General features: G+C 38.8%; 6 protein-coding genes. 2 read left to right on the forward strand and 4 right to left on the reverse strand.

The annotated features are described in order from the left end of the window. Positions 1-57: 57 nt before the first annotated feature. On the reverse strand, positions 58-1,191 hold the full coding sequence (locus PL11201_RS10080; RefSeq protein ID WP_079678452.1) for a glycosyltransferase family 4 protein: 1,134 nt from the start codon (positions 1,189-1,191) through the stop codon (positions 58-60). 214 nt (positions 1,192-1,405) lie between these two features. On the opposite strand from PL11201_RS10080, the gene PL11201_RS10085 reads away from it, so the two are divergent. Further along, on the forward strand, positions 1,406-2,710 hold the full coding sequence (locus PL11201_RS10085) for a glutamate-5-semialdehyde dehydrogenase (RefSeq protein WP_079678453.1): 1,305 nt from the start codon (positions 1,406-1,408) through the stop codon (positions 2,708-2,710). A gap of 74 nt (positions 2,711-2,784) precedes the next feature. Continuing rightward, positions 2,785-3,309, forward strand: a complete 525-nt coding sequence (locus tag PL11201_RS10090; protein WP_079678454.1) for an opioid growth factor receptor-related protein — start codon at positions 2,785-2,787, stop codon at positions 3,307-3,309. Here the strand turns inward: PL11201_RS10090 and PL11201_RS10095 are convergent. The 3 genes from PL11201_RS10095 to PL11201_RS10110 all read right to left on the reverse strand — a co-directional run bounded on the left by PL11201_RS10095 (position 3,306) and on the right by PL11201_RS10110 (position 13,371). Beyond that, positions 3,306-5,243: a sensor histidine kinase gene (locus PL11201_RS10095; RefSeq protein WP_079678455.1), complete on the reverse strand. Its 1,938-nt coding sequence runs from the start codon at positions 5,241-5,243 to the stop codon at positions 3,306-3,308. The two genes, PL11201_RS10090 and PL11201_RS10095, sit on opposite strands and share 4 nt — an antisense overlap. Positions 5,244-5,391: 148 nt before the next feature. Then, positions 5,392-12,006, reverse strand: a complete 6,615-nt coding sequence (locus PL11201_RS10100) for a hypothetical protein (RefSeq protein ID WP_144017720.1) — start codon at positions 12,004-12,006, stop codon at positions 5,392-5,394. Between the two features lie 696 nt (positions 12,007-12,702). Further along, positions 12,703-13,371 (reverse strand): response regulator transcription factor, encoded by a 669-nt coding sequence (locus PL11201_RS10110; protein WP_079678457.1) that lies wholly within the window; start codon positions 13,369-13,371, stop codon positions 12,703-12,705. Positions 13,372-13,446 lie beyond the last annotated feature (75 nt).

The raw sequence follows: 13,446 nt of genomic DNA on the forward strand, positions 1-13,446 counted from the left end.
GACAACGGATGGTCATGGCTTCCATCCCTGTCTTGAATCAAAAGTTTCTGGTGGATGCTAGGCAACGGAGGGAAACGAGTAACGGTAGAGAATCTCCTGATAGTGGTGTTGTAGCTGTTGGGTGGCCGCGGCCCATCCCCAACGTTCGGCTTCTAAACGGGCATTTTGGCGCAGAGTTTCCCCTTCCTGGGGATTGAAAAATAACCGTTGAGTCGCGGTAATTGCTCCATCTTCCTGAAGCGGATCGAACAAGTAGCCATTCACACCATCGGTAACAATATCGGGAATCCCCCCTGACCGGGCTGCGACCACGGGAGTTCCGGCGGCCATAGCTTCTAATAGCACCAATCCCAGGGTTTCAGTACGGGAGGGGAAAATAAAAGCATCGGCGGAGGCGTAGGCTGTGGCTAGGTCTTTTCCTCGCAGATAACCGACGAAATGGGTGGGAGTTCCCTGAAAATGGGCTTCTAGGGCTTGACGATGGGGGCCATCACCTACTAGGGCTAAACGGGTATTGGGAATTTTCTCTAAAATGGGTTTAATTCGTTCAATTTCTTTTTCCACCCCCAAACGACCGACATAGAGTAATAGATGACAGTCAGGGTGTCCCAGGCTGAGGCGATCGCGCATTTCCACAGTAGCTAAAGAAGGTTGAAACATCTCCGTATCCACTCCCCTCTGCCATAAATCCAGTCTTTCTATCCCATGATCATGTAGTTCTCGTACCATCGCCGTTGAGGTACAAAGATTTAATTGGGCTTGGTTATGGGCTGCTCTTAACATACTCCAGAGTACCTCCTCTAAAAGTCCTAAGCCATAATGGTGCAAATATTGGGGAAGATGGGTATGGTAGGATGCCACTAAAGGAATATTTAATTTTTTGGCATAATATAAACCCCCTAACCCTAAAATCGCTGGATTCGCCACATGAATCAGATCGGGCTGGAATTTTTCTAATTGCACACCAATACCCGGATGGGGAATACCTAATTTTAACTCCGGGTACATGGGTAGGGGAAACCCTTCCACTCCATAGATTCTAGCCCCTTTATAGTCCGTGAGTCCCCCAGCCGGAGAAATCACCAAAACCTGATCTCCCAACCGTTGTAACTGTTCCACCGTATGACACAGCCGCGTCACGATCCCATCTATTTTGGGCAAAAAAGTCTCAGTGAAAAGAGCAATTCGCATACAAGCTATACACTGATGTCAATAGTCCGAGCTTTCCCATCATCTCATTATTCGTGATCACGGATTTAAGAGGATTGCACGGATTTCACGGATTTTAATCTGCGTAATCCTCTTAAATCCGTGATGGGGAATGGGTTATGGTTAATAAACGGATGACTGATGACTTATGATAAAAAATAGTGATTTTTGACTAATTTGGGGTTAAATTTTAACAATGATAGTCTCGGAAACCCGTTCTATTCCTTTAGTTGAACTTGCTGTAAGAACTCGTTTAGCAGCACAGAAATTAGGGATATTATCAACAGCAGAAAAAAATCAAGCTATTGAAGCCGTTGCTCAGGCTTTAGAAGCGGCTGCATCGGAAATTATTGCGGCCAATGAAGCCGATTGTCGTGCCGCTGAGGCTGAAGGAATTGCTAAACCTTTATATAATCGTCTCAAATTTGATCTGACTAAATTAAATAGTACCATTACCGGATTAAGAGATGTTGCTAAATTGCCCGATCCGGTGGGAGTGGTGCAAATTCATCGAGAATTAGATCAGGGGTTAATTTTAAAAAGAATTACCTGTCCGTTAGGAGTTTTAGGGGTAATTTTTGAAGCTCGCCCGGAAGCGGTGATTCAAATTTCTGCCTTGGCAATAAAATCGGGAAATGGAGTTATTTTAAAAGGCGGAAAAGAGGCGATTAATTCTTGTCAAGTTTTGGTTAAAGCCATTCGTCAAGGATTATCACAAACAGCAATTGATCCCGATGCAGTTCAACTTTTAACCACCCGAGAGGAAATTTTAGAATTATTACGGTTAGATGATTATGTGGATTTAATTATCCCTCGGGGCTCTAATGCTTTTGTAAAGTTTGTTCAGGATAATACTCGGATTCCTGTTTTGGGTCACGCCGAAGGAATTTGTCATGTTTATATTGATAAATTGGCGGATATTAAAAAAGCGATCGCCATTACAATTGATGCGAAAACTCAATATCCTGCTGCTTGTAATGCGGTCGAAACCCTATTAGTTCATCGAGATATTGCCTCGGAGTTTTTATTAGAAGTGGTAACGGCTTTACAGGCGAAAAATGTTGAATTACGGGGGGATGAGAAAACCTTAAAAATCGTTAATATTAAACCCGCAACGACGGAAGATTGGTCAACGGAATACAGTGATTTAATCTTATCAATTAAAATAGTTGAGAATTTAGAAGCAGCGATCGCCCATATTAATACCTATGGTTCCGGTCATACCGATGCCATTATAACAGAAGATCAAACCACCGCCAAGACCTTTTTAAATCAAGTCGATGCTGCGGGTGTTTTCCATAATTGTTCGACTCGATTTGCGGATGGATTTCGCTATGGTTTTGGTGCAGAAGTAGGAATTAGTACCCAACAAATGCCCCCCCGCGGCCCCGTTGGTTTAGAAGGATTAGTCACTTATAAATATCAAGTGATTGGGGACGGGCATATTGTAGAAACCTATTCTGGAAGTAACGCTAAACCGTTTACCCATCGAGATTTATAATATCGTAATCGGTAATAGGTTATACTGTTAGCCAGGGGTTTTTATCCTTGGCTAATGTTTAGAAATCACTTGTTATGAGTTCAAACAATCAAGACATTCTTGTTCGGTTCTATTTGGGTTTATCTCCTGATGCTCAAGGACGGAAAATAGAAGATATTTGGCAGTGGAAACATGATCGTTTAGAATATACCCATGATTATATTCAATGGTTATTTCCTATGGTAGAAAAAAGCAATTTTAATCGCAATGCACCCACCTTAAATCCCTCTGTTATTGAAACTTTTAGAAAGACTCCAGAATTAAAACAAAGGTTATACCAATCTCTATTATTAATGTTAGATTTTTATGGATTAAAATTAGAATCCCAGCCCTCTCAAGAGATAAAAATTATCAAAAGTGAAAACTATCAACAAAGAAAAAAAAATTGGATTGATTGGCGAGATCATAACTATTTACGCTTGACTCGAATTTTAACCAGTTTAAGGCTATTAGGACTAGAAAATGAAGCCAAAGCATTATTTCAGTGTTTAGATGAAATTTATCAAGAAGAAAAGGATAAAATTGGGTCAGAAACCTATAGTTATTGGAAAAATGCTTAGGGACTTGAGAACTTGAAAGGAGAAATAATATCAGTGGGAGTATATTTTATGGGTAAAATGATGATAAATTCTGTACCCTTATTTTCCGAAGAATGTACTTGAATTTCAGCTTGATGTTTTTGGATAATTTGATAGGCGATCGCTAAACTTAAACCCGTCCCTTTTCCAATGGGTTTGGTCGTAAAAAAAGGATCAAAAATTCGCTCCTGAATATGAGCAGGAATTCCATGCCCATTATCTCTAATTCTGATTCTAATATGATCACTGTCATTCATTTCCGTATTAATAATAATCGTGGGATTCCTACTATTCTCAATATCGGCTTCTTCAATTGCATCAATCCCATTCGTCAAAATTGCCATAAACACTTGATTTAAAGAGGCAACATAACATTCAATCTTAGGTAAATTACTATAATTTTTGATCACTTCAATTTTAGAATTTAAGCGATGATTTAAGAGAATCAAACTATTTTCAATACCCTCATGAATATCAACTGTTTTAATTTCTGATTCATCTAAACGTGAGAAATTTCTTAATGATAAAACAATTTTATGAATTCGATCAGCACCGCTTTGAATTGAGTTGACTAAATTAGGTAAATCTTTAATAATAAAATCCAAATCAATATCTTCAAGAACTGTAATAATTTCATCGGGATTATCAGGATAAAATTCTTGATAAATTCTGATTAATTTTAGTAAATCTGTGGTATACTGTTTGACATATTCAATATTTCCATAAATAAAACTCACAGGATTATTAATCTCATGGGCAACTCCCGCCACTAACTGACCCAAACTTGACATTTTTTCCGATTGAATTAATTGGGATTGGGTGCGCTTCAATTCGGAAAGTGCTTGGGAAAGTTGGTCTAATTGGTTTTGGAGTAAGTATTCACGTTCGGCTAACTGTTCCGCCATTTTATTAAAGGCTATACCCACCTTCCCTAGCTCATCAGAACTATTGATTGTAACTCTTACCGTTAAATCCTGAGCCGCTAATTTTTGAGTAACATGGATAAAATTTTTCAAGGAATAGGTAATTGCACGAGCAATTAAAAATCCTGTAATCGTAACTACTAATACACCAGCCAATAATAATTGTACTAATTCTATCCAAAGCAATTTCTTTCCTTCTTCAAGCCTTGTTGTAGAATATAATATTGTAATGAGTAAGGCATTTTGATTTTTTCCGCCTAAACCAATAGTTTCAGCTAAATAACTCTGATTTTTAATCGTAATATTTTTAGGGGATTGATTAATTTTGGGAGGATTCCAATTCATCTGGGTAACTTCGGGTAAAGTAGAGGCAATAATTTTAAATTCGGGATTCCAAGCTACCAGATCAATATTCATTCCTTTCTTGAATTCCTCCAGCAATTTCGGTGTCACTAACCGACCAAAAACAATAGCTCCTAGTACATTATTTTCGGATTTAATTAGAGAGGTTGTGATGATTAACCCTAGGGACAGATCCTTGATATTTACCAAATCAGAAACAGGCAATCCATTAATACCATTATTAATGTCTATTTTATGATTAATTTTTGAAACTTTTATGGGTTGAGATCTCAAATCAACGACAATTTTATTTTGAGCATCAACAATCTTTAACCAATCTAGTTCTAATTCTTCTTGTAAGGGTGTAACCTGTTCAAAAATCGAGTTATAATTGCCTGTATCTAAAGCCGTTTTTAAGGTTTCCAAATTGGAGAGCTTGCGATTTTCTATCATTAATAACTCAATTTGTTCTCCAAACTCTCGGCTAACCCAAGGATTCGCCATTTTCATATCCTCTTGAATATTGGTTTCTAAACTTTTCGTAAACCAGGAACCAATAATCATCACTCCAACAATTAATACGACCAAAAATACAATCAAAAATGGCAGAATAATTTTTTGGCTTAAGGGAAGTCGAGCATAGATTTTCATAATTGTTGGGAGTTGGAGCCAATGGGATAGGGAAGAATATTAAATTAAATAGTTTTATGATTATTATAAGCTATCGTTATTCTCAAAATTCAACTCAACAAAAAACCCCCCGGGGGTCACCGGAGGGGTTAGGAGTTAATCTTTCAGATTAGGCTAAACCATTGTTAGTGGTGGTTGGGTTCAACAAACCTACACTGGCTTCATAGGAGAAGACATTCAAATAGTTCACCTGTTCAATTGCAAGACCTGTATATTGAACTAAGGCTTGAGCATTAGCTTGTTTGAAGGCTGCCAAATCTAGTCCAGGATTTTTCGTTAAGAATTCATCGCTGAAAGGTTCGTGACCATCTAATAAACCTTTACCCACCATATAGGTGACAATTTGAGGATTTGTCAGTGCATCAGCCGACCCAACATTGTAGTAGGTTAAGACATCTTCTTGCACTTGAGGATCAGCAACGTATGCGTCGAAATCCTTCAACAATTCAGAAGGTTTGTTTCCTTTAATTAAACCTTCCCCGGTTGCATAAACATACAACTCATCGTTAGAAAGTTGGGAATCTCCATTGGTATCAATTTTAGGTTTATTGGTCGCAAGATCATCGGCATATTGTTCTTGATACCAAACTAAATCAACCGTTGGAGCCGTGCTAGAAATGTCTTTTTGATTTTCAGAAACGTAGTCAAAGACTTTCTTGGGATCAATATTGTAGACCTTTTCCTCACGGTAATTTTCTAACAAATCTTCCCCGCCTTGATTCACATAGTAGTCAAGATTGGTGTATTTTTTCCCATCTAAATCATAGGAAGAAGCTTGTTCTAGGATAAAGTCTTTGAGGAAAGCTTTATCAAGTTTTTTGAGTTCCTTGGGTTCGATACCAAAAATCTCGGACAGTTCTTTTTTGTGTTCCTTAACAAATCCATCCACATCCACAGGTGCGATCGCTTTTCCTTGCGGAATTGTCACGTCTAAAGCGTGTTGCAGGATCTCCGTATCTGTGACTTGTTCAATGGGTTTGTTGAGGGTGGTTTCTAACTCGGTTTTGTAGGTTTGACTATAGAATTTATAGTCAATTTCTGCCCCCAGAATCCCACCATAAACATAATCCGCGACCAAGGAATCATCGAGTTGAGCAACTGCCGATATATCAACGTTGTAATGGGTTGCCAGTTCCCCTTTGAAAGCCGTTTTTAGGTATTCTTTATCAACGAATTCCAGAGGATTAATTCCTTGTTTAATTCCGTCGCTAAAGGCAAACTTAATAACATCTTTGTCGCTGATTTTATCAATTAGGTTGCCATTTTCGCTATGAACATCTTCGGGGTTATCGAGAGGAGGAGCAACTTCGCCATCGAGAGGAGGAGTAACGCCATCGGGAGGAGGAGCAACTTCGCCATCGGGAGGAGGAGTAACGCCATCGTTGCTTGGGAAATAGTAATCAACAAGCTGTTGGGTGTAACCTTGCCGATAAGCGTCAACATTGATAGCGGTTAGTTGGATACTGTCATCCGGTGACACTTGTTTATAAGCATCGCTCAAAGTGATAGAAATGATGTCTTTGTCCGTCAGAGAATTAACATCTTTCTGGATTTTCAGATCAGTTAATAACTGCGTTTGTTGTTCAACACTTAACTGGTCAAATTGATAACGCAGATAGTTGACATCCAATTGATTGTAGTCATCTTTCAACCAATTTAACGCCACCTGATCATCAACTGCAACGCTATTAATCGCGCTTGTATAGGTGTCTCCGAGATAATCAAGAGCAAGATATTTATCAAGCTGAATACCCTGTTTAACTCCTTCACCATAAATGAATTGCTTGACCTGTTGCAGAGTGATATTTTTGATATCGGTCACATCTGGATAGGCTGCTTTCAAAGCATCGGTATTGTCCTTAATGTACTGTTCATAATCAACAGGGGAAAGTTCCAGAGTTTGATTCTCTGTTTTTAACAAATCCTTGAAGTCAGGACTATAGACTAACTGAATGATTTGGGCATTTGTCAAGTCTTCAACGGTGGTGAACGTTGCGTCTCCACTTCCTAAGAATTGTTTGACTTGATCTAAACTTACTTTTTGGTCAGTAATTAATTTTTCCAGTTGATCACTGACATATCCCACATCAATTGTTGACAGTTTTTGTGTAAAGGCTGCAAGGATTTGTTCGTTGGTTAGGGTAACAACATCTCCCGCTAAAACATCATTAACTGAAACACTATAAGCACCCGCTAATTCCTGTGCGTAAAGGTGACGCACATAGTTATAGTCAGGTGTCTCCGTTTGTGTTAGTTTCAGAGCTTTATCTGCACCCAGTTTAGTGTTAAAGGCTTCGTTAACCACTAATTCTTGAACTTGTTCATTGGTTAACCCATCTAACGCTTGAACATCGGTAGTCAAAACACCATTAACATCTTCCAGGGTGATCACATTGTTATCCAACAAATCTTTCAGTTGGAATTTCACATATTGTGGATCAAAGTCTGCCACTGGGCTAGTTGGTGGCACTGGCGCTGGAACTTCCGTCACCGTAAGCTGTTGAATATATTGTTCAACCGTTACACCTGCGGCTGCAATTTTTTCAGCATCTGCGGTAGTGAAATAATCCTTAATTTGTTGTTCGGTAAATTGAGTATCCGCAGGTAAACCGTATTTTGCTGACAGTTCAGTCTGATATTTAGAAATCAAGAAACCTAAATCTAAAGTATCAGGTTGAACTAACTCAATACTGTCTTCACCTAATGCGGTTTGCAAGTCTTTATTGAGTAATAATTCCGTCAGATTTGCGTCGGTAATTGCTGCTAAAGATTCAATCGGTGTAGTTAAGAATTGATTAACCGTATCGAGGGTAATTTTTCCGTCCGTAACCAACTGTTCTAGCTGATAACGACCATAAACTAAATCGATTTTAATGGGAGTACCGCCATCGGTTGTACCACCATTATCCAGGGTAATCAGATTGGATTTAGTTAACCATTGTTGTGCTAATTCCGGTGTAACTTCAGCTTCAGTAACTTTGGCAAATGCCGCGATTTCTGCTGCTTTATTTTTAACGAGGTAGGTTAGGACTTGATCGTTAGAAACAACCTTGGTTGTATCACCCGTAAGCGAGGCAACATTCACCCCTAAAACTTCTGCTAAAGCGGGAGCAAAGGTGGCTTTGATATAATCCAAATTCGGGGGATCTTGAGACAGTTTAATTTCAACACCCGCGCCTAAAGCGGTCTTGAATTCACTGTTATTAATAAGGTCAATCAGTTGTTTCTTACTCAACAAATCAACGCTGGTAACGGTCGTTCCCAGAACTTGATTAATTTTATCTAAGGTAACAGTTCCCGCTTCAATCAAACCACTGAGTTGAAACTCAACATATCCAGCATCAACGCTAATATATTGACTAATCCATTTTTCAGTAACTTGATCACCACTAACAATTGCAGCACCAAAAGTGTCGGTAACGTACCCTAAATCAATCAATCCTTCTACGCTAAACGCTTTAGCTTCAGGACTAAAAGCAAACTTGATAATTTGCTGACTAGACAGTTCACTAATGTCTTTAACGTGGTAGGAATCTTTCAGCGCGGCTTCAAGTTCTTTACCGTATTTTTTGACATATCCATCGGTATCAAACCAATTGATTGTCTTAACATCAACGGTTTCCTGATCATGCAGATATTGGAGAATTTGTAAATCCGTGACTTTAGCGATCGCATCTACACCAAATGTCGCTTGAACATCTCCTGCAAATTTCACCCGGAAGTAGTCAGAATCAAGGTCATCAGACCAGCCACCAAAGACAATATCGAGTAGAACATTGGGATTTAATTCCTGAACAACGCTGACCTCAACACCATATTGAGACGCGATTTTTTCCGCGTATTCTTTCTTGTAGAATGCCAATCCATCTGCTGAGATAAATTCAGAAAGATTGAGATTCAATTTTGAGGCTTCTTGGGTGACAAACTGATAAATTTGCGCTTGGGTAATTTCCGTAACCGCAGTTACACCATAAAACGCAATTAACTGTGATGAATATTGGGTACTGAACGCTGTTAAATCGAAAGTGACTAGGCTCTTTGCCGCATCAAACTTTTCATTGCTGAAAAAGTATTTTTTCAGATCGTCTAGGGTTAATTTTTTGGAATTTTTCCCTAAACTATCGGCATATTGTGTGAGTTCGTCTGCATATTTATCTAAGCAGAATTTCACATCAATAACTGGAGATTTATCACCAAATAGAAAATCAATGATGTTTTCCGCTTTGATATCTGCTCCAAATTCAGCCGTTAAGACTTTACCATAAATTTCTTTATAGTATTCGACATCAACGACTTCACTAATTTGCTTCAGCAGTCCGAGTTTCTTACCTTCACCCGATAGGAAACCTTTGATTTGTCCATCGGTTAATTCTTTAACATCTTTGACTTTAAAGAAGTCTTTGAGTTCTTTTTCCAGCAGTTTTTCGACTTTCTTAAAGTCAATGGGATTTCCAGTTAATCCCAATTCTTTGCCAATTCCCAGGATATAAACCTTGATTTTTTCATCCGTTAGGTTGGCAACTTCTTCCTCGGAAATTTTGAAATAAGCGGCTAACTGAGTAGCGTATTTAACGCGAGAGTATTCAACGTCAATGAGGTAATCTACATTGATACTTTCGAGAATATTTTCACTTCCAATTTCATTGGTTTGTGTGATGTCATATTTCTCGACAATTTTATCGAGATTCAACTGTTTCACATAATCCAGACCCAGGAAGGGAGAAACGGTATGTCCGTTTTTAATTCCTTGTTCTTCAATGAAATTAAGAATTTGTTCAACGGACGGATTTTTTCCTAACCCAGCGACTAATTCTTTCCCATAAACAGCTTCTAAGTAATTTAAAGAAACTGTCCAAGAGGTATCGACGTTTTGTTCTGGTGGAACATTATTAATGAACAGCAAAATCTGAAGATTGGGCAGAGCCAGGACTTGTTCAACGGAAATATTGAAGTAGGCTGCAATCTCTTTCGCGTAAACAACTTTGACGAAGTTAATATCAACGGTAGGTGAAGGATGGGTAATTACTTCAGATCCTTCTTTACTGTTGATAAATGCAAAGATTTGCTGATTACTAATGAGTTCTAAGCTCACCCCAAATTTAGCAACCAGTTCCACATTATACGTTGACCGAATGTAATTAAAGTCGATGGAACCTGAGAGTTGATCTCCACTTCCAATTCCTTCTTGGTCAAGATATTTTAAAATATCTTTGTTGGTGATTTTGTCAAGGGTTTTCTCAAGGAATTTCTCTAATTTTTTAGCATGATTTTTCTTGACAAAATCAAAATCAATGAAGACAGAGGGACTGTTTCCTGCTTCTAAACCTACTCCACTAATATAGTTGAGAATCTGTACAAAAGTGAGATTGGAAACAGAGGCAACTTGATAGAAACTTAGTAGTTGTTGGCTATAAGCTTCTAGGTAACTCTTAATATCTACATAGGCTGAGGTATTAATCCCCAGCTTTAATCCATTTTCTTTGATGAAATTGAGAATTTCACTATCTGTAATTTTGCTGAGATCCTCAACTTTTAAACCCGCTTTCAGTTCAACCCCATAGGTGATTTTAATATAGTCAAGATTGAACAATTCTGAGGGAAGTTCCGCAGTTGGTTCTAGTGTGGGAACGGGTGTTGGTTCAACCGTTGGTACGGGTGTTGGTGTTGCGGTTGGTGCGGGTGTCGGTTCAACCGTTGGTACGGGTGTGGGTGTTGCGGTTGGTGCGGGTGTCGGTTCAACCGTTGGTACGGGTGTTGATGTTGCGGTTGGTGCTGCAGGTGTTGTGGTTGGTGCAGGTGTCGGTTCAACCGTTGGTATCGGTGCGGGTGTTGCGGTTGGTGCGAGTGTGGGTGTGGGCGTGGGTGCGGGTGTGGGTGTGGGTGCGGGTGCTGATAGCGATGCCTCAATAAATTGCTTGATTTGCTCAATACTAATTACTGAGAGGTTACTAACCTTAAATTGTTGCAGAATCTTAGTAACAGAAACGTTAGGATTGAACGGACGATTTTCCCCCAGACCAAATTCGAGAAAATGAGCGATCGCACTAATTTGACCTGACTTAACAGCCAACTTAATATCTGGGTTTGCTTCTAAATAATACTTGACATTCAAGAAGGACTTATTGCATTCTCGACCTTCAAATTGACCCACATTAAAAAAGTGGAGAATCGGATTGATTAGACCCTCTTGAGCTTGGACTGCAACATCAGGATTAAGTGCTAAATAATCTTTGAGTTTGAAGACAAAACTAAACTTTCGTGTTTCATCTATTCCCTGCTCCAAGAAGTGTTCACTAGCATTGGTCAAACCATCTTGAACAGCTTGCTTAACATCAGGATTAAGATTGAGATAGTCCTGAATATTAAATAGAGGATTCCAGGGACGGTTTTCACTCTGTCCAAAATCAACAAAATGTTCAGCAACACTTAAACCCTGTTGTTCAGCTACAAATTTGAAATCTACATTCAGCTTTAAGTATTCACGAACACTAAATAGATTACTAAATTCCCGATTTTCATAAATTCCATAGAGCAGAAAGTGTTCTTCTGGTGTTATTAAGTTGGCTTCAACGGCTAGTTTAACATCAGGGTTGAATTTCAAATAGGCATCTTTATCAAAGATCTTATCTAGTTTCTTGAAGAATTTATCGGGTTTGTTGGCTAATTTGCCCAGTTTGTCACCCAATTTGTCTAATTCTTTTGAAAATTTGTTCAGGTCATTCATGGTTTTTTCAACCTTGTAATCTATACGACACAATAACGGTATTCTTGCAGATCCATTCTGAAACTATCGAACCGAATATCAATCAAGGATTGAATATTATTCGATTCTGATTGTTTTTTCTGCCCATATTCACTCTAAAACATTGATTTAAGATGGTTATGAATCCTTTATGAGAAAAATCTTAATTTTAGAGTTTTATCAGCTTATTTTTTTAATTTAAACGACAAAAACTTGCCCTATTTTTGTTTTTTAGGTGGACTTTTTGAAATTTAAACCACAAACTTTTTCTTTAACCCTTTTCAAAAATTAGGTTAAAGAAAGATAGTGATTAACTTTAATTCAAATCTCCATTGACTTTGTTATTCCTCACCCACTTAATTTTAGTATTCCCTTAGTTGAGGCAAGAGATAACAGTTTTTAAAATATTGTTAATAGCCTGACCCATAGACACAACATAGCCTGGCTATTTGTAAGCAATAGATAGCTAATTTTCGCGCTTTTTCAAAAAAAATCCCCACCGGACTTTGCTTATATCCCAAAGTCACAATATTTGATCGTTAAATGTCCCTGATGAACCAACCGCAGATCGGATAAAACCAATAAAACCTATCCTGATCACTAAATCTGTCCCAATCGCTGGTTACGACAGGGTTACCGCCGTGGACGTTCTGTTGAGTTCAAAAGTTCCCAGAAGTTTCAAGACACCAGACGATAACCCATCCCCCGTACCGTTTCAATCCGTTGACCCCCTAACTTTTTACGCAGATAACCCACATAAACATCAACAATATTCGAGCCTGGATCATAGTCATATCCCCAAACCTGATCCAATAGTTGTTCCCGACTCAACACTTGACCCGGATGGCGCAAAAACGTTTCTAACAGTTGAAATTCCTTAGCCGATAGAGTAATCGGTGTTTCCCCCAAACAGGCTTGACGGGTATATAAATCCAGTGTAATCTGGCCAACAGTTAAAGCCTTATCTTCGTTACTCATCAATGGGGGATGATGTCGCAAACGAACACGAATCCGAGCTAAAAGTTCTGCAAATCGGAAGGGTTTAGTCACATAATCATCTGCACCCCCCTCTAATCCTGCTACCTTATCCGTAATATCATCCCGGGCGGTCAAAATAATAATCGGAATTTGTTCTCCCTGACCCCGTAATTGTTCTAAAACTTGAAACCCATCTTGATCAGGAAGTCCCAAGTCGAGAATCAATAAGTCAAACTCATGGGCGAGGGCTTTTTCTATAGCTTCCTGTCCATTGCGGGCCAAAGTTGTGATAAATCCATTCGCTCGCAGTCCCTTTTCCAGAAAGGAGGCAATTCGGGGTTCATCTTCAGCAATGAGAATTCGACTCATGCGGTCATACCTAGGATGCTTTAAAACGTAGATGCGGATTCCTAACTCACAATCGAATTTTAACATAGACAGGAC

The organism is Planktothrix sp. PCC 11201 (genome assembly GCF_900009135.1).
Classification (GTDB): domain Bacteria; phylum Cyanobacteriota; class Cyanobacteriia; order Cyanobacteriales; family Microcoleaceae; genus Planktothrix.

Coding starts and splice junctions, on each gene's coding strand:
- PL11201_RS10090 (WP_079678454.1), top strand. CDS start 2,785: ATGAGTTCAAACAATCAAGACATTCTTGTTCGGTTCTATTTGGGTTTA.
- PL11201_RS10110 (WP_079678457.1), bottom strand. CDS start 13,371: ATGAGTCGAATTCTCATTGCTGAAGATGAACCCCGAATTGCCTCCTTT.
- PL11201_RS10085 (WP_079678453.1), top strand. CDS start 1,406: ATGATAGTCTCGGAAACCCGTTCTATTCCTTTAGTTGAACTTGCTGTA.
- PL11201_RS10080 (WP_079678452.1), bottom strand. CDS start 1,191: ATGCGAATTGCTCTTTTCACTGAGACTTTTTTGCCCAAAATAGATGGG.
- PL11201_RS10095 (WP_079678455.1), bottom strand. CDS start 5,243: ATGAAAATCTATGCTCGACTTCCCTTAAGCCAAAAAATTATTCTGCCA.
- PL11201_RS10100 (WP_144017720.1), bottom strand. CDS start 12,006: ATGAATGACCTGAACAAATTTTCAAAAGAATTAGACAAATTGGGTGAC.